The organism is Alphaproteobacteria bacterium SS10 (assembly GCA_019192455.1).
In the GTDB taxonomy this organism is placed as follows: domain Bacteria; phylum Pseudomonadota; class Alphaproteobacteria; order TMED2; family TMED2; genus TMED2.
Genome location: JAHCML010000003.1, coordinates 1,386,242 through 1,407,293 on the forward strand (window position 1 = coordinate 1,386,242; position 21,052 = coordinate 1,407,293).

23 protein-coding genes and 1 tRNA gene are annotated in these 21,052 nt (G+C 57.5%); 5 read left to right on the plus strand and 19 right to left on the minus strand.

Features of this window, described 5'->3' with window-relative positions:
• Nucleotides 1-76: 76 nt before the first annotated feature.
• The 3 genes from KI792_06730 to KI792_06740 form a co-directional block, all read right to left on the minus strand.
• Nucleotides 77-1,393 (minus strand): homoserine dehydrogenase, encoded by a 1,317-nt coding sequence (locus tag KI792_06730; GenBank protein ID MBV6632711.1) that lies wholly within the window; start codon nucleotides 1,391-1,393, stop codon nucleotides 77-79.
• Between the two features lie 33 nt (nucleotides 1,394-1,426).
• Nucleotides 1,427-2,692 (minus strand): LL-diaminopimelate aminotransferase, encoded by a 1,266-nt coding sequence (locus tag KI792_06735; protein ID MBV6632712.1) that lies wholly within the window; start codon nucleotides 2,690-2,692, stop codon nucleotides 1,427-1,429.
• Between the two features lie 76 nt (nucleotides 2,693-2,768).
• Nucleotides 2,769-3,875, minus strand: a complete 1,107-nt coding sequence (locus tag KI792_06740) for a hypothetical protein (GenBank protein ID MBV6632713.1) — start codon at nucleotides 3,873-3,875, stop codon at nucleotides 2,769-2,771.
• Between the two features lie 199 nt (nucleotides 3,876-4,074).
• Between KI792_06740 and phaC the strand changes: the two genes are divergently transcribed.
• Complete coding sequence (gene phaC, locus KI792_06745; GenBank protein ID MBV6632714.1) at nucleotides 4,075-6,255, plus strand: class I poly(R)-hydroxyalkanoic acid synthase; 2,181 nt, start codon at nucleotides 4,075-4,077, stop codon at nucleotides 6,253-6,255.
• 15 nt (nucleotides 6,256-6,270) lie between these two features.
• Here the strand turns inward: phaC and KI792_06750 are convergent, their stop codons facing one another.
• The 9 genes from KI792_06750 to KI792_06790 form a co-directional block, all read right to left on the minus strand.
• Nucleotides 6,271-6,900: a hypothetical protein gene (locus KI792_06750; GenBank protein MBV6632715.1), complete on the minus strand. Its 630-nt coding sequence runs from the start codon at nucleotides 6,898-6,900 to the stop codon at nucleotides 6,271-6,273.
• A 115-nt stretch (nucleotides 6,901-7,015) separates the two neighbouring features.
• Complete coding sequence (locus tag KI792_06755) at nucleotides 7,016-8,002, minus strand: HAD family hydrolase (GenBank protein MBV6632716.1); 987 nt, start codon at nucleotides 8,000-8,002, stop codon at nucleotides 7,016-7,018.
• Between the two features lie 82 nt (nucleotides 8,003-8,084).
• The gene (locus KI792_06760; protein ID MBV6632717.1) at nucleotides 8,085-8,606 is read right to left on the minus strand and encodes a gamma carbonic anhydrase family protein; all 522 of its coding nucleotides are present in this window, start codon (nucleotides 8,604-8,606) and stop codon (nucleotides 8,085-8,087) included.
• 6 nt (nucleotides 8,607-8,612) lie between these two features.
• On the minus strand, nucleotides 8,613-9,314 hold the full coding sequence (locus tag KI792_06765; GenBank protein ID MBV6632718.1) for a FecR domain-containing protein: 702 nt from the start codon (nucleotides 9,312-9,314) through the stop codon (nucleotides 8,613-8,615).
• A gap of 10 nt (nucleotides 9,315-9,324) precedes the next feature.
• Entirely contained in the window at nucleotides 9,325-10,392 is a 1,068-nt protein-coding gene (argC, locus tag KI792_06770) for an N-acetyl-gamma-glutamyl-phosphate reductase (protein ID MBV6632719.1), read from the minus strand.
• A gap of 58 nt (nucleotides 10,393-10,450) precedes the next feature.
• On the minus strand, nucleotides 10,451-11,341 hold the full coding sequence (locus KI792_06775) for an FkbM family methyltransferase (protein ID MBV6632720.1): 891 nt from the start codon (nucleotides 11,339-11,341) through the stop codon (nucleotides 10,451-10,453).
• Nucleotides 11,342-11,470: 129 nt separating this feature from the next.
• Nucleotides 11,471-11,986 (minus strand): 30S ribosomal protein S9, encoded by a 516-nt coding sequence (gene rpsI / locus KI792_06780; GenBank protein MBV6632721.1) that lies wholly within the window; start codon nucleotides 11,984-11,986, stop codon nucleotides 11,471-11,473.
• A gap of 6 nt (nucleotides 11,987-11,992) precedes the next feature.
• Nucleotides 11,993-12,454, minus strand: coding sequence for a 50S ribosomal protein L13 (rplM, locus tag KI792_06785; protein ID MBV6632722.1), 462 nt, complete (start codon nucleotides 12,452-12,454; stop codon nucleotides 11,993-11,995).
• Between the two features lie 144 nt (nucleotides 12,455-12,598).
• A complete protein-coding gene (locus tag KI792_06790; protein MBV6632723.1) occupies nucleotides 12,599-13,012 on the minus strand; it encodes a PaaI family thioesterase in 414 nt (137 codons plus the stop codon).
• A gap of 140 nt (nucleotides 13,013-13,152) precedes the next feature.
• Between KI792_06790 and KI792_06795 the strand changes: the two genes are divergently transcribed.
• From KI792_06795 to KI792_06805, 3 genes are all read left to right on the plus strand, one after another.
• Complete coding sequence (locus KI792_06795; protein ID MBV6632724.1) at nucleotides 13,153-13,989, plus strand: enoyl-CoA hydratase; 837 nt, start codon at nucleotides 13,153-13,155, stop codon at nucleotides 13,987-13,989.
• Entirely contained in the window at nucleotides 13,986-14,543 is a 558-nt protein-coding gene (locus KI792_06800; GenBank protein MBV6632725.1) for a CoA-binding protein, read from the plus strand. Before KI792_06795 ends, KI792_06800 begins: the two co-directional genes overlap by 4 nt.
• Nucleotides 14,544-14,642: 99 nt before the next feature.
• The gene (locus KI792_06805; GenBank protein MBV6632726.1) at nucleotides 14,643-15,959 is read left to right on the plus strand and encodes an O-acetylhomoserine aminocarboxypropyltransferase; all 1,317 of its coding nucleotides are present in this window, start codon (nucleotides 14,643-14,645) and stop codon (nucleotides 15,957-15,959) included.
• A 75-nt stretch (nucleotides 15,960-16,034) separates the two neighbouring features.
• Here the strand turns inward: KI792_06805 and KI792_06810 are convergent, their stop codons facing one another.
• Nucleotides 16,035-16,496, minus strand: a complete 462-nt coding sequence (locus tag KI792_06810) for an Lrp/AsnC family transcriptional regulator (protein ID MBV6632727.1) — start codon at nucleotides 16,494-16,496, stop codon at nucleotides 16,035-16,037.
• A 106-nt stretch (nucleotides 16,497-16,602) separates the two neighbouring features.
• Between KI792_06810 and KI792_06815 the strand changes: the two genes are divergently transcribed.
• Nucleotides 16,603-16,815, plus strand: a complete 213-nt coding sequence (locus KI792_06815; protein ID MBV6632728.1) for a hypothetical protein — start codon at nucleotides 16,603-16,605, stop codon at nucleotides 16,813-16,815.
• 22 nt (nucleotides 16,816-16,837) lie between these two features.
• On the opposite strand, the gene KI792_06820 is transcribed toward KI792_06815, so the two are convergent.
• The 6 genes from KI792_06820 to plsX form a co-directional block, all read right to left on the minus strand.
• A complete protein-coding gene (locus KI792_06820) occupies nucleotides 16,838-17,173 on the minus strand; it encodes a divalent-cation tolerance protein CutA (protein ID MBV6632729.1) in 336 nt (111 codons plus the stop codon).
• A gap of 338 nt (nucleotides 17,174-17,511) precedes the next feature.
• Nucleotides 17,512-17,588 (minus strand) — tRNA-Pro (locus KI792_06825).
• 114 nt (nucleotides 17,589-17,702) lie between these two features.
• A complete protein-coding gene (locus KI792_06830; GenBank protein MBV6632730.1) occupies nucleotides 17,703-18,365 on the minus strand; it encodes a MerR family transcriptional regulator in 663 nt (220 codons plus the stop codon).
• Nucleotides 18,358-18,672, minus strand: a complete 315-nt coding sequence (locus KI792_06835; protein ID MBV6632731.1) for an integration host factor subunit alpha — start codon at nucleotides 18,670-18,672, stop codon at nucleotides 18,358-18,360. The genes KI792_06830 and KI792_06835 overlap by 8 nt, the downstream gene beginning before the upstream one ends.
• 181 nt (nucleotides 18,673-18,853) lie before the next feature.
• Nucleotides 18,854-19,846, minus strand: coding sequence for a ketoacyl-ACP synthase III (locus KI792_06840; protein ID MBV6632732.1), 993 nt, complete (start codon nucleotides 19,844-19,846; stop codon nucleotides 18,854-18,856).
• A gap of 15 nt (nucleotides 19,847-19,861) precedes the next feature.
• A complete protein-coding gene (gene plsX, locus KI792_06845; protein ID MBV6632733.1) occupies nucleotides 19,862-20,992 on the minus strand; it encodes a phosphate acyltransferase PlsX in 1,131 nt (376 codons plus the stop codon).
• Between the last annotated feature and the right edge of the window lie 60 nt (nucleotides 20,993-21,052).

A 21,052-nucleotide genomic window follows, 5' to 3' on the forward strand; every position in this document is an offset into this window, starting at 1 on the left:
GCTGGCCATAACTGCCTCCTCTGCCCTTAAAGGCGGGATGAAAAACCGATGGGATGGTTAAGCAGCCAGGAAGTGTTTAGGCCGCATCCACATCCATGATCGGCAAAAGCTGTGGTGGTGCCAACACCGTATCCATGGCTGCGATGCTGGCAAGGGCCGAACGCATGGCAGCTGGGGACGCTTTGTGGGTCGTTATGACAACCGGGGCCGCTGCATCGGGCTTATGGGCCCGCTGGACCACCGTCTCAAGCGAGATTGAGTTGTCCCGCAGCGTCGCCGCGATATCCGCAAACACACCTGGTTTATCAGTGACCAACAGCCGCAGATAATAGGCCTCGGACCCATCGCTGGCGCCGTTCGAAGGCTTCGATTCGGTGGCACCCTGTTTCAACTGCTCAACCGCAACACCAAAGGTGGCCGGGCGAATACCACGCGCAATATCGATTAAGTCAGCAGCCACAGCCGACGCGGTTGGCCCGCCACCGGCGCCACGCCCAACCAACAGTACATCACCGACGAAACTGCCGCGCAGCATGACCGCGTTCAGAACGCCATCGACACGGGCAATGGGCGCTTCCTTCGGTACTAGGTACGGCTGCACCGTCTGGGTGATCTGATCACCATTGCGGGTCGCCTGACCCAATAGTTTGATCCGATAGCCAAGCTCTTGCGCATACTCGATATCGATCGGCTCAATCGCCCGAATGCCGGTGATGCTGACCTGATCAAAATCAACTGGCCGGGCAAAAGCGAGCGAGGCTAAGAGCGCCAGCTTATGGGCCGCATCAAAGCCATCGACATCGGTTGATGGCTCAGCCTCGGCATAGCCAAGCTCTTGCGCATCAGAGAGGATGTCATCAAAGGGTGCACCGGTGGCCGCCATCTCGGTCAGCATGTAATTGCAGGTGCCGTTCAGGATGCCAAAAACCTCGGTGATATCGTTGGCCGCGAGGCCTTCACGTAGGCCCTTAATCGCGGGGATACCGCCGGCAACCGCGGCCTCATAGGCCAAAACGACGCCATTCTGTTCGGCCAAGGTCGCAAGCGCGGTGCCATGGTGAGCGAGCAGCGCCTTATTCGCTGTCACCACATGGCAGCCAGCTTGCAGGGCAGTTTCGACGACTTGCTTGGCAACCCCCTCTTCACCGCCGATTAGCTCAACCAACACATCAATATCGGCAGACTTGGCCATCTCAACCGGGTCATCAAACCATGTGTAGCCCTCGAGCGGCACACCGCGATCCTTTGACTTATCACGGGCTGAAACCGCGACGACATTGATGCTGCTACCAGCCCGGGCGGAGATGACCGACTGTTCAGCGGCGAGAAGTTCCAAAAGGCCTGCGCCCACGGTGCCGAGACCGGCCACGCCGATTGATAGAGTTTTGCTCATGGAAGCCTTGAAATTAGGGCTAGAAGATAGGGCTTAGCCGCGCGCTGCGACTGGTTCGGGGGTTGTAGCATCCTCAATGGTGCCGTCACCACCTAAGAGCTGCTTCAAACTGCGCGCTGCTTGCCGAATTCGTTGCTCGTTCTCAACCAGGGCGATCCGGACATACCCTTCACCATACTCACCAAAGCCAAGACCAGGCGCGACAGCGAGCTTGGCCTTATCGAGCAGGAGCTTGGAGAACTCGAGCGAGCCTAGTTCGGCATAGGCTTCTGGGATTGGTGCCCAGGCGAACATGGTGGCTGGTGGGCTGGGAATATCCCAACCGGCGGCGCTGAAGCTCTCGATCAGCACATCACGGCGCTTACGATAAAGCTCTCGGACTTCATCGATGCAATCCTGTGGACCGTTCAGGGCGGCAGCAGCCGCCGCTTGAATAGGCGTAAAGGCACCGTAATCGAGATAGGACTTAACCCGGGCCAGTGCCTCGATCAGCCGCTCATTGCCCACGGCAAAACCAATGCGCCAACCGGGCATTGAGTAGGTCTTGCTCATCGAGGTGAACTCAACGGCCAGATCACGGGCACCCGGTACCTCTAAGATTGAGGGGGGTGGGTTATCGTCGAAATAGATCTCAGCGTAAGCGAGATCGGAGAGGATGTAGATCTCCTCCTTCCGGCAGAAATCGACGACGGCCTTATAGAAATCCAAATCCACAACTTCGGCAGTCGGGTTGGATGGGAAATTGATGATCAGCGCCGTTGGCTTCGGCACGGAGTGGCGCACGGCCGTGTCCAGGCTGCGCAGAAAATCCTCAGCGCTCTGATTAGCTGAGGTGCGCGGGATATGACGAAGCGCAGCGCCGGCAATAATGAAGCCGAAGGGGTGGATTGGATAGCTGGGGTTTGGCACCAGCATGATGTCACCCGGTGAGCTGATCGCCTGGGCTAAGTTCGCCAGGCCCTCTTTCGACCCCAGGGTGACGATCACCTCTTTCTCAGGGTCCAGGCTGACATTAAATCGGCGCTCGTAATACGCTGCCTGGGCCCGGCGGAGGCCAGGAATACCGCGCGACATGGAATAGCGGTGAGCCTTTGGGTCCTGGGCCACCTCGGCCAGCTTATCGATAATGTGCTGTGGCGTTGGTTGATCCGGATTGCCCATGCCGAGATCGATGATGTCCTCACCCGCCGCGCGCGCCTTTGCCTTCATCGCATTTACTTCCGCGAAGACATAAGGCGGCAGCCGCCGCTCGCGGTGAAATTCCCTGCGTTGAGGGGTTGGGTAGTCGGTCAGGTCCATCGTCTTCGTGCTCTAGGTCGGGAGAATTATTGTGCAGTGTGTCAAACTGCGAGCCATATGGCTATCGGCGTAAAGCCTAGGGAGCTGCGAAAATCGCAACCTGCCCCGCTGCCGCCGGGTCAGGCGCCGTCACTGGCGGTGCCAAAATCAGGCGCTCACGGGCAATGCCCTGCTGTTGCAGCGCCTGACTAACCGTCCGGGCGCGGCCCAATGCATCATCGGCGGCGACATCAGCACCGCTAAAGGGCACCAACCGAAGCCGGTTCGGCAATTGCGCGGTGTCCCCTGCCCACGCCTCAAGCGAGGCCTGCGCATCGCTTCCCAGCACTTCGGTGCCATCCAGGGATAAGACTAGTAACGGTTCGGCCCGCTCACTTATCGACGGGATTGGTGCAACCGGCGTGCGGGAGGCGGTGGCAAGGTCAGCATCGGCCCCACGGGACAGATCCACGCCACCGGTGCTTGGCAGCTCCAGGCTTGGCGGCTCAGCAATGTCCAGCGGTGGTGGTGCCGCTATCGCAACTGGCGCGGCGGGTGGCGGCGCAATTGGGGCTGGCTCAATATCCTCAACACCGAATTCTGGCGGATGAACCGGGACGGGCTCTGGGGTTGGAAGTTCCGCCAAGTCAGGTTCTGGTGGTGCCTCAATCAGTGGTGGCGGTTCCGGTACTGCGCCGGTTCTTGGCGGCAACCCGGTGTCGGGGTCAATTGACGTTGGCTTCGGCTCTGGCCGGGTCAACTGAACCGCCGGTGCTGAGAGGTCAATTGCTGGCGCGTCCACCAAATCCGGCGCCGCGGGTGCCGGATCAACCTGGAACCCTTCCAACCCATCAATCTCACTTGGTGGTGGTAGGTCTGGGCGATCACCGCTTTCGCGCAGCTCGTCTGCCCGCGTTAGGTCGGCGGAGAGTTCGGCATCCAGGGCCGCAATGCGTTCAGCCGCCGATACATTCGGGCGGGCCGGCACACTGGCCAGGTTTGGCGCTGGCTGCGCAGATAGGTCAAACTCCCGCGCGGCTCGTAACACGCTGTCACTACTGGGCTGCGGTGCGGACCAATATGGCAGTACCTGATCAATGCCCTCGGCATCCGTTGACGCGGCAGAACAGCCGGTCACCAGCAGGACGGTAACCAGAGATGCCAGAATTCTGGGACGCAGGTCGTATGACAACGAATAGCTCAAGGGTGGACGCATCCTATTGGCTATGCGATCACCGGCGCGATTCGTGCGCCGTGTACATTCCGCATGCCCCAGGCTTATTATTCCCAGGGGGTTAGGGCTTAAATCTACTTGAGTGGTAGCACCGGCGCGCCAAGTAACACAATAAGCCGACCGCACACTGTTAGCAGCCACGCGCTTTCAGCATCAAAAAGGGTACAGCATGACCGAGGCGACGCAAAAACGAACCCGGGCCACGGCCGCCAAAACTGGCGCGAAGACGACTGCTAAGGCTGGCGCTAAGGCAGCGCCCAAGACCACGGCGAAGCCTGCAGCAAAAGCGGCTGCAAAACCGGCGGCGAAGACCACCCGTAAACCGGCTGCTAAAACGGCTGCTAAGCCAGCTGCGAAAAAGCCAGCCGCCGTGAAAAAGCCTACCACCGCGAACGCAACAACTCGCAAGCCCGCAGCAAAGAAGCCTGCCCAGACAAAGGCAGCCGCCGCCAAGAAGGCAACTGCCAAAACGACCACCACTAAGGCATCACAGCCGAGCGCCGCGAAGGCTAAAGCCCAGGCAGGTGCGAAGAGCAGCTCAACGAAATCAACAAAGACCGAGCCACCGCAGGTCAAAATCCCCGATCCGGTAGAGCTGTCCAAATCTGTCGCTAACATCGCCGAGCGCAGCCAAAAGCTGATCCTCGACTTTATGGAAAAGCGTGGCCAACAACCGGATGAGAATGGTGCGCTAGATCCGCTCAATATCGGTAGCGCATTCCTTGAGCTGACCCAGCGCATGATGGCCGACCCCGCCTATCTTATGAAGGCGCAGATGTCGCTGATGCAAAGCTATGTCGACCTCTGGCAGTACACCACCCAACGCATGCTGGGCGGTCAGGCGAAGCCAGTTGTTGAGCCAAGCAAGGGCGACAAGCGCTTCAAGGATCAGGAATGGGAAGACAACGCGGTCTTTGATTACATCAAGCAGTCCTATCTGCTGACTGCGCGCTGGCTGCAGGATACTGTTCACAAGGTCGATGGCATCGATGCCAAGCAGCGTAAGAAGCTCGACTTCTATACCCGTCAGTTCGTTGACGCGCTTGCCCCATCAAACTTCGCGACCACCAACCCGGCGGTTATTCGCGCGACATTAGAGAGTGGCGGCGAAAACCTGATCGACGGCCTGGAAAACCTGCTCCGGGATATGGAGCGTGGTGAGGGTGATCTGATCGTCACCATGACCGATAAAGAAGCGTTCAAGGTCGGTGAGAATATCGCCGTGACGCCGGGCAAAGTGATCTATGAGAACCCCCTAGCCCAGCTGATCCAGTATGAGCCTACCACCAAAGAGGTCTTCAAGAAGCCCCTGCTGGTCCTGCCACCATGGATCAACAAGTTCTACATCCTCGACCTGAAGCCTGAGAATTCGTTCATCAAATGGGCGGTCGATCAGGGTCACACGGTCTTTGTTGTGTCCTGGGTGAACCCGGATGAGAGCCTGGCCGATAAGTCCTTTGAGGATTACATGCGCCTCGGCGTGTTCGACATGCTCGACCAGATTGAGAAACAGACCGGTGAGCGCCAGGTGAATGCGGCAGGCTATTGCCTGGGCGGTACCTTGCTGGCCTCAACCCTTGCGGTGATGGCGCGGCGTGGAACCGATGATCGGATTGCATCGGCCACCTTCTTCACCACCCTCACCGACTTTGAGGAAAGTGGTGAGGTCGCCGTCTTCGTTGACGAGACCCAGCTTGAACATCTGGAAGATCGGATGGCCGATACTGGCTATTTCGATGCCATCGACATGCACCGCATCTTCAATATGCTGCGGGCCAATGACCTGATCTGGTCATTTGTCGTGAACAACTACCTGCTGGGTAAAGAGCCAATCCCATTTGATCTGCTGTACTGGAATTCAGACAGCACGCGCCTGCCAGCAGCGATGCACCTGTTCTACCTGCGCAATATGTATCAGAAGAATTTGCTGATCGAACCCGATGCGCTGACCCTGGATGGCACACCGGTTGACCTGAACCAGGTGAAGACACCGACCTATCTACTCTCCACCCGGGATGATCACATCGCACCTTGGAACTCAACCTATCGGGCGACTGAGTTCTATAAGGGCGACACCACCTTTGTTCTGGCTGCCTCCGGCCATATCGCCGGCGTGGTGAACCCACCAGCGAAGAACAAATACTGCTACTGGACCAATGATAAGCTCAGCAAATCTGCGGAAGACTGGCTGGAAGCAGCCGAGCAGCACGACGGATCATGGTGGCCGCACTGGCAGCAATGGGCCAATCAGCATATTGGTGAGAAAGTGCCGGCACGCGACCCATCCAAGGGCAAGCTGAAGCCGATTGAGAATGCCCCCGGTCGCTACGTGACCGTCCAAGCGTTCTAAGCCACGCCTCTAGCTTTAGATCGCGGCCGTACTTGGCAGCACATTCGGATCAAAGGCACGCCGCCGGTCTTGTGAAAAGACTGGCGGTTTTGCGGCGCGTTGATCCATCAAATCTTCCAGCCGCTCAATCAGCGTAAGCCGGTTACCGGATAGCCAGCGATAGCAACCCTGTGTCAGCCAGCCAGCGGCAACCATGGCGGCAATGAATGGCATCGGGTTGGCCATCGGGCTCCATGCCGCGCTGCTGATGCCCAGAATGGAAACAGCGACCAGTAGTAAGAGGCAGGCAGCCACAAACCCGCCGATAAAGCCGAGCATCCCGGCCATCACACTGGTGGTGCCAGCCACTGCCGGGCTGATGAAACGATAGGCCCGCATGATGTTGTCATGACAGATCAGACGACGATGGGATTGCTGATTAAACAGGGCCAGCAGCAGCCCAGATTGCCGATCACGAACCACCGTCAGTGATTGACCAACCCGAACCGGAAAAGTGCTGTGCACCGCCAGGACCAATGGTGCCAGCCCACGTCCGCGCGAGACCTCTACCCGCTGAATGGGGGTGATGGGAAAGAGCTTCCGCCCTTGATCCACTGTCCGAACGGCAAGAACTGAGCCGTCATCTATCCGTAATGCGTCAACCATAAGTGGTCCCCGGTTAAACCCTTAAGCGGCCTGCACTCCGCCATTCGGGCACTTGGAAAACCCAACCTTAAAAAAGTTTCAGCAAAAACGATGCCAACCCTATAACTTCAATAGGTTACGGGCGGCGACGGGATTGAACATCTGGTCCATCTGGTGCTTGGCCCGGTTCTTTGCCGGGCTGGTATCCCGGCGGGCCAGGTAACAGCTCTGTAAGCCGTCCAGCATGCGGTAACTCAGCATCCGGAGTAATGCCGCCCTTATCCTCTGACACCGCACCGCCGGAACCAGGCGGGCGCTCACCGCCAGCAAAGATCAGATCCATAAATCGCTGTTTTAGTGCATCCTCATTCGGGCGATCAAACTGGGTCACCAGAATGGTGCGGGCACCGAGAGACTGCATTGGCGCCAGATCGCGATCAACACGATTGCCGATCATCACCGAGCGGTTTGGGTCAACGCCCCAATCTTTAAGGGTTTCGGCGATAACCTCTGGTTTAGCTTTGAACCCAGCCGGTAGGTTTTTGACCCGCGGCCAAATCGTGCTCGGGTATTCAGCTTCAAGATCATCGATACCTGTCGGCGTGGTCTCAGACACGACCGCCAGCTCATCCATATCGTCCGCCAGGCCGATGGCATTGAGCTTCACCGCCGTTGCAGAGCCTGGCCCCTCGGTCATCATAATGAGACGGTAGCCCTGCTCTCGCCACTGCTTGATGGCCTGAACAAAGTCTGGATCAGGTTCCAGCACCGCAATCATCGCCTGCTCGGCTTGCTCACGAATAACACCAAACTCAGCATTCAAATCGCGATGCGGGAACTTCTCTTTCAGTGGGCCGTGATCGTTAAACGCGCTGGCGAAGGCGTAGATCTCCTCCGCTCGGATATCTTTGAAGCCCTCGGCCACGTCAGAGAGCGGCAATCGGCTCATTCGCGCTAAGCCCCGATAGATCGTATCAACATAGGCAAGCAATGCTGGGGTGCCAGCGACGATGGTGTCATCCAGATCTAGGATGATCGTATCGACATCTTTGAAATCACCTGGGTTGCCGAGATTGGGATTCCGGCTCTCACCGCCAGGCGAATGATCAGAATTGCGGGCCATTGGTCTGTGGGGGTATCGATCAGGGGCATCGACACTCAACCATACCTGGCGGAAAGCCCGCAGCGCCTCCTCTTAGGCCACCCTACTCCCGGTCGAGATAGGTAACCGCCAGCCGGGCATAATGGGCCGGGCTCTCAACCAAGTAATCCCGCTCATCCTTGGTGAGATCGCGTGCCTTCTTAGCTGGTGAGCCAAGCCATAGCTCGCCACTTGGTACCTGCTTACCAGGCGTCACCAGGGCACCAGCACCAATCATGGCGCCGCTTGAGACCTTGGCGTCATCCATGACGCAGGCCTTCATCCCGATAAAGCAGCCATCCTCTAGCGTGCAGGCATGGATGAGCGCCATATGCCCAATGGTGATGTTGTCACCAATATAAGTGCCCTGGGTCGTGCTTGAGACATGGACCACGGTGCCGTCCTGGATGTTGGTATTCTCCCCCACCCGGATGACATTCACATCACCGCGCAGCACGCAGCCATACCAAATGCTTGAGCCCGGGCCGATTTCAACATCACCGATGATGGTCGCCGTACTGGCAATAAAGGCGTCCTTGCTGATCTTAGGCCAGACACCCTGATAGGGCAGAATTGTCGCCGGCATAACCGATCAGAACTCCAGCCCGGTTGGCACGGCGACACTGGCGGCAATACGCTCTAACTGCCGGTCACGGAATGGCACTGGCAAGGGTGGTGCCGCCGCCTGGTCGCGCAGTTTGATGCCGAGGCCAGACTGATCAATCGTCTGGCTGCCCGCGAAGTTCACAACCTCAGCCGCCCCCTTGTTCACATAGACTGTGTAGCTGCCATCCAAGCGGCCAACCCATAGATCAGAAGCACGGCCGTTAATGGTACCGAGCGGCGTCTCAAGGCTAAGTCGGAACGGCTCAAACCCGGGTGGAAGCTTTGGCGTTGGGTCAGGCAGGTAACGGACACCGCCTGCAGCCTCAACCTTTAGATGGACCGTCTTGGGGAAGCGGATATCGCCAACGAATTTATCAATGAGGACAGTTGTGTTCGGCCCGATACGAACGACACCACCGGCAACAAGCTCAAGCTCGCAATACCCACCCTTGCCCGTGCTGATCCGGTCTCGAAGGTAGATCGACGCATCTTTCTGTAAGCGCCTGTCGAGGGCTGGATGCTCGGCCTTAATTGGTGAGCGGCGAGTAACGACCCGTGCGACAGGTGCGCCAAGCCGTGGGCCCAAAGCGCTCGCATAGGCTGGGCCGGCTAAGCCAAGGCCGGAAAATCCAAGGCTGGCGAGCCCGGCAGCGAAATGACGACGGGTAAGGCCAAGGCGCTCAGTCATCGCAAAATCATCAAGGGAACAGTGCGGCCATATCGAGACCGGTAGTCTCGTCCAATCCCTGCATCACGTTAAAGTTCTGCACCGCCTGTCCGCTTGCTCCCTTCATCAGGTTATCAATCACGGCCGTAATGATGGCACAGCCGGGACGGCGGTCGGGGGTAATACTGATCAGACAGTGATTGGTGCCGCGCACATGTCGCGTGGCTGGCACAGCCCCCTCAGGCAGAAGGTGAACAAATGCCTCAGTATCGTAGGCGTCGAGGTAACTTTGCCGGGCACTGGCGTAATCCTCACCATCGGCAAAGCGGACATAGATCGTCGCCAGCATGCCCCGATTCATCGGTACCAAATGCGGGGTGAACGAGATTGTCACCGGCGCACCGGCGGCCCCACTTAGCTCCTGCTCAATCTCGGGCATGTGGCGATGATGACCAACACCATAAGGGTGCATGCCCTCCGCGACCTCTGAGAATAGGTTGGCAAGCTTCTCCCCTCGCCCAGCGCCGGTCACGCCAGATTTGGCATCGATGATGATGTCATCGATCTCAATGATCCGGTTCTGCACCAGTGGTAGTAGGGCCAGCAGAGACACGGTTGGATAGCAACCAGGCACAGCGATTAGGCGGCTCATCCCAATCGCCGGGCGATGCCATTCGGTCAGACCATAGGCAGCCTGACCTTGAAGTTCCGGCGCCCCATGGGGCTTGCCATACCATTTCTCATAGACCGTCGGATTGGTGATCCGAAAATCGGCAGAAAGGTCGATCACTTTCAACTGCTCAGGCAGGTCCTTAATGACTTCCTGCGTGGTGGCATGCGGCAGAGCGCAGAAGACAAGATCGAGTTCGGAGAAATCGAGTTCCCCGATCTTCACCAGGTCTGGCAGGCCCTCGGTCGCCAGATGCGGGTAGATGTCGGCCATCGCCTTACCGGCCTGACGATCCGCGGTGAGTGCCTTCACATCAATCGCTGGATGGTTCTTAGCCAGGCGCAGAAGTTCAGCACCGGTATAACCGCTGGCACCCAAAATGGCTGTGCGAAGCGTATCCACGTCTGATGGCTTAGAGATGATGTTCATATTCCAACGTCACGATCATCGATAAGTAGATGCGCAAAATTGCGCGTTCTTGGCCCGATTACCCTGGGACTTCCATGTTCTCCCAGAAGCTAGGCAGCGTAAGGGTTACATCACCAATCGTAATAGACAATGGTGTTCCGTCCCTCATCGCCTCACCAAAGCGCAGTAGCTTGTCAGTGCCAAAGCGACGATCAATTCGATACATCAAGGAACAAGCGAAGTCGTAGCAGCCGTACCAAAGCAGGCTGAGGACAACCAACCGCTCCAGCTGCTGCTGGTCCAGCTCGTCAATCTTATCGTGATCGGCGACGTAAATCGCATCACTCCAGGCGGTCTGCCCAAGCCGTGGGTTGTTGCCGTCGGCAAAGGTCTTTGGCTCAAAGTAGATGGGCTTAGGCGGCTGCAGCTTCAGCAGCATATAGCCCTGTGAACGCATAAACTGATCAACCTCAGCAAACAGCGCCTGATCCTTATAAAGGGGCTGAAACTCAACCTCACATTCGATGAGTGGATAGCTGGCGAGGACCTTTGGCGCGTGCTCCAAAAGCGGCAGGGTCATGCCCTGTACATCGACCTTCAGCAGGTCCAGCTTTCGGTCGCCAAGCGCGTCATCGAGCGTCTTGGTCTCGCATGGCGACCGGCTCTTTGTCGTCATTAGGTCGGGCAACGCCTGATACCGCTTCACAAAATCGCGGTTCGTCGGCAGCAGCGAGCTCGTCTCGGCAAAATGATTAAGGTGAAACGTGCCGGGCTTACCGTCCGCGATCACATAGGGCAGGATCTCATAACCGTCACCCAGCTTCTGCAGCTCCGCAAACGCCTTCTCCTCCGGTTCAAAGCCAATAACCGTGGCACAGCCGCTTTCGACCATATGGTGCCAAGTGGCCTTTTCACCGTGCAACGCAGCGCCGATGTCGCAAATCAAGAGCGGAGATGTAAGTTCTAGCATGTGTTTAGAGCTTTGAGTGACGGTGGCCTTGGCCCAAACAAAAACCAGGGCCGCGAAAGCGACCCTGGTTTGTTAGCTGATGATTTGGTGATCGTCCATGTCGGACACCACCAATCGATCTTTGGCTGATTAACGCTTCGAGAACTGGAAGCTACGACGGGCTTTCGCGCGACCGTATTTCTTACGCTCAACCTTACGAGCGTCACGGGTAAGGAAGCCCGCTTGCTTAAGGTTTGGACGAAGTGCTGGCTCGAACTTGGTCAGGGCACGGGAAATACCGTGGCGCACTGCACCAGCCTGACCAGACAGGCCACCACCCTTAACGGTGATGTAGCAGTCGAACTGGCCCTTACGCTCAGTCACGTCGAAAGGTTGGTTGATGATCAGACGCAGGGTCGGACGCGCGAAGTAAACGGTGTCCTCGCGGCCATTCACCACGATCTTACCGCTACCTGGCTTAATCCAAACGCGGGCGATCGCATCTTTGCGACGACCGGTTGCGTAAGCGCGGCCAAGCTCATCAAGCTCTGGCTCTGGTAGGGGCTGATCGGCCTCAACGGTACCGCCCAGCGCTTCCAGGCTGTTTAGGGTTTCACCGGTTTCAGCAGCGGCTTCTTCGGTGGGGTTTGCAACATCGCTAGCCATGGTTGATTAAGCTCGCTTGTTCTTTGGGTTCATATTGGCGACATCCAGAACTTCTGGCTGTTGCGCTTCATGTGGGTGCTCGGTGCCGGCATAGACGCGCAGCTTCTTGATCTGCTGCTTGCCCAGATTGCCTTTTGGCAGCATGCGCTCAACGGCTTTCTCAACCACGCGGTGTGGGTGCTTGCCCTCAAGGATTTCGCCTTTGGACTTGCCTTTGATGCCGCCCGGATAACCGGTGTGCCAGTAGAAGATGCTGTCCTTGGCTTTGTTGCCGGTCAGCACGACCTTCTCAGCGTTGATGACAACGATGTGGTCGCCGCAATCGATATTGGGCGTGAACATCGGCTTATGCTTGCCGCGCAGGCGGGTGGCAATGATGCTAGCCAGACGGCCAAGCACGACGCCTTCCGCGTCGATCACATACCACTTGCGCTCAACCTCTGACGGTTTTGCGGAATAGGTGCTCATTGGGGTAACCCCGTATCTCAGAATCACGACAGGCGCCCACCTCGGGCGCCCGACTGCGCGGTGATTTACGGTTTTGGGATGCGAGCGTCAAGCGAAAAGCCGCAGAAATATTCGGATTCTTCGCTTGTGGTAATTAATTACCGCCTATCTGTTTGGCGGGATTGAATAGGTTCCCGTGGCATGGGCCACTGGCTCCTCATCACCATCTGAGAAGATGAATGACTCACCATAGGCCAGACGCTTACCAAGTTTGATCAACCGCGTCTCACCAATCAGGTCTTTACCAAGGTCGGGCTTGCGCAAAAAGTTGAGGTTGAGATTGGTGGTAACCGCCAATTGCACAGGGCCAATCGCGGACAGAACAGCCCCCCATAAGCTGGCATCGGCCAGCGCAAACATGGTTGGACCAGAAACCGTGCCGCCGGGACGCACAAACCGCTCATTCGACGGAAACCGCATCTTACAATAACCATAGCCAAGCGCGTCGATGCTGGCGCTGATCTCTTCCATCTGGGGCAAGCCTTTGCGGGCCAGCATCAAAAACTCATCGGCCGACATCGCGGCTGGTTGCCGGGTTCCGTCATCTGGACCGAATTGCATGGCTGCTACCTCCCCTGCTCAAAACTTGCGTCGATACTCGCCTCACCTACCGCCTTGCCATAAAGTGCGATGAGTATCGAAACAAGCGGAACAAACCGATGGCTGAAACGGCAACCGCCCCCTCTGAGAGTACCGGCACCGATAACGCGCTAATCTTGCGTGAAGATATCGGTCCTGTCGCGCGCCTCACCCTAAACCGGCCATCGGCGCGCAACGCCCTCTCAACCACCATGATGGCGGCGCTGCAGGATGCCCTAACGAAGGTTAGTGAGGACCGCAATATCTCGGTGGTGATCATTGCCGCAAACGGTCCGGCCTTTTGCGCTGGCCATGACCTCAAAGAACTCCGCGCCGCCCGGACAGCAGATAACCGTCCAGACCAGGCATTCTTCTCGAGCCTGTTTGAACAGTGCAGTGAGCTGATGCTGACCATCATGCGGATGCGCCAACCGGTCATCGCTCAAGTTGAGGGCATGGCGACGGCGGCGGGCTGCCAACTGGTGGCCACATGCGATCTAGCGGTTGCCGCCAGCACTGCCCATTTTGCGACCCCTGGCGTAAATATCGGCCTCTTCTGCTCAACCCCGATGGTGGCGGTCAGCCGCAACATGCCGCGTAAGCAGGTGATGGATATGCTGCTGACCGGTGAGCCTATCGATGCCGAAGCTGCCCAAAGCTACGGCCTGATTAATCGCATCACCGAACCCGAAAAGGTGGCCGATGACACGCTGGCGCTGGCCAAACAAATTGCTGCCAAATCCCCTTACGTGCTGGAGATTGGTAAGCGTGCCTTTTATGAGCAGTTGGAGATGGGGGTCAGCGAAGCCTATGCCCATACGGCTGAGGTGATGACCCGCAACATGATGGCCCGCGATGCTGAGGAAGGCATCGGCGCCTTCCTCGATAAACGCACACCAAACTGGTCCGGCGAATGACAACCACTGAACCAATCCCCCTGCCCGCTGGTCACGAGACCTATAGCGATGAGCATCTGACCAAGATCCTGAAACGGGTGAAGACCATCGCCATGGTCGGCGCCAGTGCCCATTGGAACCGGCCCAGCTACTTCGTCATGAAGTATCTCCAGAATAAGGGCTTTAGGGTCATCCCGATTAATCCGGGCCAGGCGGGCAACCAGATCCTTGGCGAGACGTGTTACGGCACCCTTGCCGCAGCAACAGAAGGCATCGCACCGCTCAAGATCGATATGGTTGATGTTTTCCGGCATGCGAAGGAAGCGCCCGAACTGGCCCGTCAGGCGGTCGAGATTGGCGCCGATGTATTCTGGATGCAGATCACCGTGATCAGTGATGAGGCACGCGCCATTGCCGAGGATGCGGGGCTGACGGTGATCATGAACCGCTGCCCGAAAATTGAGAACCAGCGGCTGTTTGGAGAGATTGGTCAGGCGGGTGTTAACTCCCAGATCATAAGCTCCAAACGCGGCGCCACCACGGGCCGCGTAAAAGCGTTTAAAAAGCTAATGTGAAGCCCTATGGTGCCGCATATCGCGATGGCCGCTTAGAGCCACCCGATGAAACACGGGCGATAACATCGCCACCTGCAACGAGAGATCCGAGGATCAACCATGACCGATCAACCAAGCTTTGGTTTTGAAACCCGCGCCATCCATGCTGGCTCTGCCCCAGACCCAGCCACCGGCGCCCGGGTGACCCCGATTGTGCAATCCACCGCCTTCGTCTTTGAAGACAGCGAAGATGCGGCCTCACTGTTCAGCCTACAAAAGGTTGGCTTCATCTACTCCCGCCTGACCAACCCAACGGTCGCGGTTTTGGAAGAGCGGATCGCCAGCCTTGAGAATGGTGTTGGCGCCACCTGTACCGCCTCCGGTCACGCGGCACAGATGATGACCCTAGCCGCCCTGATGCGTCCGGGCGATCGCTTCGTTGCCTCCAACAAGCTGTATGGCGGCTCCCTCAACCAGTTCAAAAATCTGTTCCCACGTAGCTTTGGTTGGGAATGTGATTTCGTCGATTTCGATGACCTCGACGCTGTGCGCGCCACGGTGACGCCAGAGCATAAGGCCATCTTCTGTGAGAGCTTGGCCAACCCAGGCGGTGTGATCACCGACATCGCGGCCATCGCGGAAATCGCTGATGCGAACAACCTGCCACTGGTTGTCGATAACACCATGGCGAGCCCCTATCTCTGCCGCCCGATTGACCATGGTGCGACCCTGGTCATCCACTCCACCACCAAGTTCCTGTCCGGCCATGGCAACGCCATGGGCGGTGTCGTTGTTGATAGCGGCAAATTCGATTGGAACACCGGCGGCAAGTATCCAAACCTCACCGAGCCAGAGCCTGGTTATCACGGCCTGAAGTTCTATGAGACCTTTGGCAACCTCGCCTTCACGATCTGGGGCCATGCGGTTGGCCTGCGCGATCTCGGCCCGAACCAACAGGCTATGAACGCATTCCTGACGATCAGCGGCATCGAGACGCTGCCACTGCGTATGGAGCGTCATTGTGAGAATGCGATGAAGGTTGCGGAGTTCCTCGAAGGGCACGAGACCGTGTCTTGGGTGAACTATGCCGGCCTGCCATCCAGCAAGTACAACGGCCTCGCCAAGAAGTACCTGCCGAAGGGTGCGGGTGCCGTATTCACCTTCGGCCTGAAAGGTGGTTATGAGGCTGGTGTGAAGCTTTGCGAAACGCTCGAGCTGTTCAGCCATTTGGCGAATATCGGCGATACCCGTTCGCTGGTCATCCACCCCGCCTCCACGACCCACAGCCAGCTCTCAGAAGAAGGCCTGGTCGCCGCTGGTGCTGGCCCGGATGTGGTTCGCCTCTCAATCGGTATTGAGACGGCCGATGACATCATCGCCGACCTTGATCGCGCCCTGCATATTGCAGCCCAAGCGGCGCCGGTTGCCGCTGAGTAAGCGACTACTGAAACCAATAACGAAGATGGCGTGCCCTACCCGGCGCGCCATTTTTGTTAGTCCTGCAGGTCGACCTTAGACTGGCAGTACATTCGTCTCTTTAACGTCTTCCATGACGAAGCTGGCGGACACGTCTGCGATCTCCACCTTCTCGATCAGCCGTTGATAGAAGCTGTCATAGGCAGCGACATCGGCCACCCGTACCCGCAGCACGTAATCGAGATCACCGGTCATACGATGGGCGCCTAATATCTCGGGCATGCTCTGAACCGCGCGTCGGAACTTCTCAAGCCAGCGGGCGCTATGATCATTGGTGCGCAGAAGCACGAAGACCTGAAGCCCCAGCCCAACGGCGGCAGGGTCAATCATCGCCACCCGTTTTTGCACCACCCCATCGGCCTCAAGTCGCTTAACCCGACGCCAACAAGCATTACGCGAGAGCTTCACCCGCTCGGCCAAATCATCAACGCTGAGCGAGGCATCCTTTTGTAAAAGGCCAAGCAAAGCGCGATCAATATCATCGATTCCCTGAGTCATGATTGGGATAATATCCCAAAATAAAGACCAAATGATACACAGTTTGGGACACATTTTGATGCGACACGGCCTATACTAACCACTCAATCACGATTTTGGAGGCCCCATGAGCAGCGCACTGCACCGTATCTTCTTTGAGCATCCCGGCTCAGTCGACGAGACGTATTTTGAGCATATGCGCTTTGCAGGCTGGTTTGCCTCCCGCCTCTTCCTTGCCGGCGGTGCCGCGTTGATCCACGCAATCATCCCCTGCCTATTTGAGAAGACAGCCAGCCAACTGATCTGTCAGATGCATGACCGGATCACCAACCGACACTAAGCATACTGACCAAGCTTAAGCGTTACGCCGAAGTCTCTTCGGCAACCCAGTTCATGAAGTCGGGTAGCCCCTGATCAACCGATAGCGCAATAGCACATGGTGTGTCGTAATCATGCGCGCCATTGATCGCGTCGAGCAGTGCATCCACCCGCTCTGCCGTCGTCTTCAACAACAGCACCACCTCATCGCTATGCTCGATCTTTCCCTGCCAACGGTAGACGGAGATCATACCCGGCAGGATGTTTGCACAGGCGGCCAGACGTTGCTCGACCATTGCCCCGCCAATAGCCTTCGCCGCCTCAACAGATCCTGCCGTGACATAAACCAGTCGCATGTTGGCAGTCGTCGCCATCGCCATTTCCTTTTCAAACAGTCACCAATTTGGGTGCAGCATTTTTAGGTGCAAAGCGGTGCAGAATTGCTGCGCTGCAGCACAGTCGAACCCTTGACTCAATTGCCCCCTTATAGCGTAATCACGGCACCTGAGTTTAGGGACAGGTTTGGTATCCGGCACCATTAATTGCGGGCCGGAAAATGCCAATTTCATAAAGCATGTTTTAACGTGCGATCGCGAAACAAACGCGTTCAAACAGCCTTCACAGATCGATAGATCAGTGGGGCTGTTTTTAATTGTGTAAACCGGATCGCGGCGGCGACCGGCGCAACCAATCAGACATCAAGATGATTTTGGAAAAATGGTCGGAGCGGCGGGATTCGAACCCACGACCTCTCGCCCCCCAGGCGAGCGCGCTACCAGGCTACGCTACGCTCCGACACAACGCAGATACGGACATAAATGGCCTGAAACCCGTATTGCGATTTGGTTGGTAAATCATTGCCGCGATGGGGGCAAGCCCAGGGCAATGAAGATCAGCTTAGAACCAATATCAGGACAGCTTGGTCAGCAGCTTATCAATATCACCGCGCAAGGCCTTCAACTCATCAAGGGCTTGCTTGGCCGCCGCCTCAAACGCCGCTGCTTTTTCATCGGCCTTCTCTGCCAGGGCTGCTGAACCATTTGTGGCTGGCGCTGGTGATGCGGCAGGTGCAGGCGGTGGCGTTACAGCCTTGGGGCGGATCGGCACAACTGGCGTCTCCGCCTTAGCAGCGTCTTCCGCTGGCGCTTCAGTGGCTGGCTTAACCTCTGCTGCTGCCTCTTCTGGCGCGCCATCGGTCAGGGCCTCGGTCACGTCGTCAGCCGCTTGCTGAACGCCGACCTCGCGGGCCTTCTCGATACCGCTGGCAACACCACGGGCTGATTTCAGAACCTTCTGAACGCCCTTAATCGTGTAACCCTCATCGTGAAGCAGGCGCTGGATCTCACGCAGCAGCTCCAGATCCTGTGGCCGGTAGTAGCGACGACCACCGGCTCGCTTAAGCGGTTTCACAAGGGTGAATTTGGTTTCCCAGAAGCGCAGGACATGTTGTGGCACGTCCAATTCCTCCGACACCTCAGAAATGGTGCGGAAGGCATCTTTGGTTTTGTTCTTAGCGTTCTTCTTGGCCGCAGACTTTTTGGGCTTCTCTGCGGCCGCTTCCGACTCACTCATCGTCAGCGTCGATCCCGTTGATGCGGTCCTTCAACACGTGGCTGGCGCGAAACACCAAAACCTTGCGTGGGCTGATCGGCACTTCTTCACCAGTCTTTGGATTACGGCCGATACGCTCGCCCTTCTCACGAACCGAGAAGGTGCCAAAGGATGAAATCTTCACGGTTTCGCCGCGAACCAGCGCATCGCTGATTTCATCCAACACACTCTCAACGAGCGAGGAGGATTCATTTCGGGAGAGACCGACCTGGTGATAGACGCTCTCGCTCAAGCTAGCGCGGGTAACGGTTGTTGAAGAATCGGCCATTCGAAATCCCTTATCTCAAATGGGACCACCCAATATGGTCCTGGCGGGGCCTTTTAGCGGCCCTCTAGAATCGAGTCCAGCAAAGGTAGCGACTCGGCAGTATGCAAGTCAATCTAGTGCTTTAGCGCAAAACCTTAATTCTGCAACCATGACCGGTCGGTCAGCCCTGTTTGTGGATAAGCTACCAGCGAACTAAAGCGGCACCCCAGGTGAAGCCACCGCCCATTGCCTCAAGCAGCAAAAGGTCACCCGGCTTGATCCGCCCATCGCGTACCGCCTCACAGAGCGCCAGCGGTACTGACGCCGATGCTGTGTTGGCGTGACGGTCCACGGTCAGGACCACACGATCATTGGCGAGGCCTAACTTACGCCCCGTCCCTTCGATGATCCGTCGGTTGGCCTGGTGCGGCACCAGCCAATCGATATCGCTCTTGGTCAGACCATTGGCATCTAACGCCTCATCGACCACTTCCGCCAAACGCTGAACCGCATGGCGGAACACCTCACGCCCATTCATCCGGAGATGACCAGAGGTCTGAGTGGTGGAGACACCACCGTCGACATAGAGCAGTTTCCAATGTTCGCCCTGGGAATGCAGGTGGGTGGACAGGATACCGGGTGCGGTCACGGCCTCGGCTGGATCCAGGGGCTCAGCTGACAAGACAACTGCCCCTGCCCCGTCACCAAATAGAACCGCTGTCGTGCGATCTTCCCAATCCAGAATGCGGGAATAGGTCTCCGCACCAATCACCAAAAGCTTTTTAGCCTGGCCGGAGCGGATGAAGTTGTCGGCAACGGACAAACCGTAGATGAAGCCACTGCAAACAGCCTGAAGGTCAAAGGCAAAGCCGCCAGTCATGCCGAGGCTGGCCTGCACCTTAACCGCTGTCGCTGGGAAGGTCTGATCGGTCGTGCTGGTAGCTAGAAGGATACCGTCGAGCTCATCAGCCTCAATACCAGCATCTTTAAGCGCATCGCGCGCTGCGGCGATCGCGAGGTCTGAGGTCAGCTCACCATCTGCCGCAACGTGGCGGGCCTTAATGCCCGTGCGCTGTTGGATCCATTCATCCGACGTATCCAGGCGCTTAGCTAGATCGTCATTGGTCAGAATTTGTTCTGGCAGGTACGAGCCGCAGCCAATGATGCGGGAGCGCCAGTTTGGGGGCGAAGACATAGGAGCGATGCGAACCTATTGATCTGCGATGGGCGCCGGTTCGGTCGGGGCCGATGCTGCAACCTTGTCAGTTGCGGTCGAGCTCGACTGATCGTCGCTATTACTTGGTGCATTGCCCTTTAGCAAATCCGCTGGCAGGGCGCCAATCCCCGCTTCGATTTTTGCGATGCATTGCTCTTTAAGCAGGTCATGGGCGACACCCATGGCATTGCTGAAGCCGACCGCATCGGTGCCCCCATGGCTTTTCACGCAGATCGCACGCAGACCAAGTAGGACGCCGCCATTATAGCGACGGGGGTCGGTGCGGGCCTTGAGCTTGAGGAACGCAGGGCGCGCCATCAGATAGCCAAGCCGCGCCATCAAAGACGCCGAGAAGGTGTTACGCAGGAATGAGGAGTAGAGCTGCGCCGTACCCTCTGCGGTTTTAAGCGCCACATTGCCGGTGAAGCCGTCGGTCACCACAACATCGGTGGTGCCGGTGGCAATATCATTGCCTTCAATAAACCCGTGGAAGCTGCCGGGTAGGGACATCTCGCGAAGCGTGGCGGCGGCCTCTTTAATGGTGTCATTACCCTTCTGCTCTTCCGCCCCAACATTCAGCAGGCCGATATTCGGTGTCATGCGGCCAAGCACAGTGTTGGCAAAGACAGCGCCCATAACAGCGAACTGAACCAGGTTGGTGACCGAGCATTCTAGATTGGCGCCAAGGTCCAGCATCACACTCTCCCCACGCTGGGTCGGGAAGAAGGAGGCAATAGCCGGCCGCGCAATACCGGGCTGGGTCTTCAGGACAAACTTAGCCAGCGCCATAAGCGCGCCCGTGTTCCCGGCGGAGATAATGCCGTCGGCCTCACCCTTTGATACCAGATCGATGGCGAGCCGCATGCTTGACCCGCGGGCACCACGAATAGCCTGGGACGGCTTCATATCCGCCGACACAGCTTCTTCAGTGTGAACGATACTGACGAGCGCATCGTTCAACCGGCTGGTGGTCTCCAACAGCGGCTTGATGCGGCTCTCATCGCCGACGAGAATGATTTTGAGGTCTGGGTAGCGCTCAAGCGCCAGGTCGGTGCCAGCCACGATCGCATCGGGGGCGTTATCACCGCCCATCGCATCGACTGCGATCGTAAAACCGTCTGCCATTACAAACTCACCTGACCCACTTGCCGGCCCATTTGGCACCAACACCACCAGTATACAGCA

What these genes read in the sequence shown, in the direction of transcription:
- phaC (MBV6632714.1), top strand. Translation starts at nt 4,075, where the DNA reads ATGACCGAGGCGACGCAAAAACGAACCCGGGCCACGGCCGCCAAAACT.
- KI792_06730 (MBV6632711.1), bottom strand. Translation starts at nt 1,393, where the DNA reads ATGAGCAAAACTCTATCAATCGGCGTGGCCGGTCTCGGCACCGTGGGC.
- rpsI (MBV6632721.1), bottom strand. Translation starts at nt 11,986, where the DNA reads ATGGCTAGCGATGTTGCAAACCCCACCGAAGAAGCCGCTGCTGAAACC.
- KI792_06765 (MBV6632718.1), bottom strand. Translation starts at nt 9,314, where the DNA reads ATGACTGAGCGCCTTGGCCTTACCCGTCGTCATTTCGCTGCCGGGCTC.
- rplM (MBV6632722.1), bottom strand. Translation starts at nt 12,454, where the DNA reads ATGAGCACCTATTCCGCAAAACCGTCAGAGGTTGAGCGCAAGTGGTAT.
- KI792_06815 (MBV6632728.1), top strand. Translation starts at nt 16,603, where the DNA reads ATGAGCAGCGCACTGCACCGTATCTTCTTTGAGCATCCCGGCTCAGTC.
- KI792_06790 (MBV6632723.1), bottom strand. Translation starts at nt 13,012, where the DNA reads ATGTCGGCCGATGAGTTTTTGATGCTGGCCCGCAAAGGCTTGCCCCAG.
- KI792_06755 (MBV6632716.1), bottom strand. Translation starts at nt 8,002, where the DNA reads ATGGCCCGCAATTCTGATCATTCGCCTGGCGGTGAGAGCCGGAATCCC.
- KI792_06805 (MBV6632726.1), top strand. Translation starts at nt 14,643, where the DNA reads ATGACCGATCAACCAAGCTTTGGTTTTGAAACCCGCGCCATCCATGCT.
- KI792_06760 (MBV6632717.1), bottom strand. Translation starts at nt 8,606, where the DNA reads ATGCCGGCGACAATTCTGCCCTATCAGGGTGTCTGGCCTAAGATCAGC.
- KI792_06820 (MBV6632729.1), bottom strand. Translation starts at nt 17,173, where the DNA reads ATGGCGATGGCGACGACTGCCAACATGCGACTGGTTTATGTCACGGCA.
- KI792_06800 (MBV6632725.1), top strand. Translation starts at nt 13,986, where the DNA reads ATGACAACCACTGAACCAATCCCCCTGCCCGCTGGTCACGAGACCTAT.
- KI792_06775 (MBV6632720.1), bottom strand. Translation starts at nt 11,341, where the DNA reads ATGCTAGAACTTACATCTCCGCTCTTGATTTGCGACATCGGCGCTGCG.
- plsX (MBV6632733.1), bottom strand. Translation starts at nt 20,992, where the DNA reads ATGGCAGACGGTTTTACGATCGCAGTCGATGCGATGGGCGGTGATAAC.
- KI792_06835 (MBV6632731.1), bottom strand. Translation starts at nt 18,672, where the DNA reads ATGGCCGATTCTTCAACAACCGTTACCCGCGCTAGCTTGAGCGAGAGC.
- KI792_06810 (MBV6632727.1), bottom strand. Translation starts at nt 16,496, where the DNA reads ATGACTCAGGGAATCGATGATATTGATCGCGCTTTGCTTGGCCTTTTA.
- argC (MBV6632719.1), bottom strand. Translation starts at nt 10,392, where the DNA reads ATGAACATCATCTCTAAGCCATCAGACGTGGATACGCTTCGCACAGCC.
- KI792_06795 (MBV6632724.1), top strand. Translation starts at nt 13,153, where the DNA reads ATGGCTGAAACGGCAACCGCCCCCTCTGAGAGTACCGGCACCGATAAC.
- KI792_06750 (MBV6632715.1), bottom strand. Translation starts at nt 6,900, where the DNA reads ATGGTTGACGCATTACGGATAGATGACGGCTCAGTTCTTGCCGTTCGG.
- KI792_06830 (MBV6632730.1), bottom strand. Translation starts at nt 18,365, where the DNA reads ATGAGTGAGTCGGAAGCGGCCGCAGAGAAGCCCAAAAAGTCTGCGGCC.
- KI792_06735 (MBV6632712.1), bottom strand. Translation starts at nt 2,692, where the DNA reads ATGGACCTGACCGACTACCCAACCCCTCAACGCAGGGAATTTCACCGC.
- KI792_06840 (MBV6632732.1), bottom strand. Translation starts at nt 19,846, where the DNA reads ATGTCTTCGCCCCCAAACTGGCGCTCCCGCATCATTGGCTGCGGCTCG.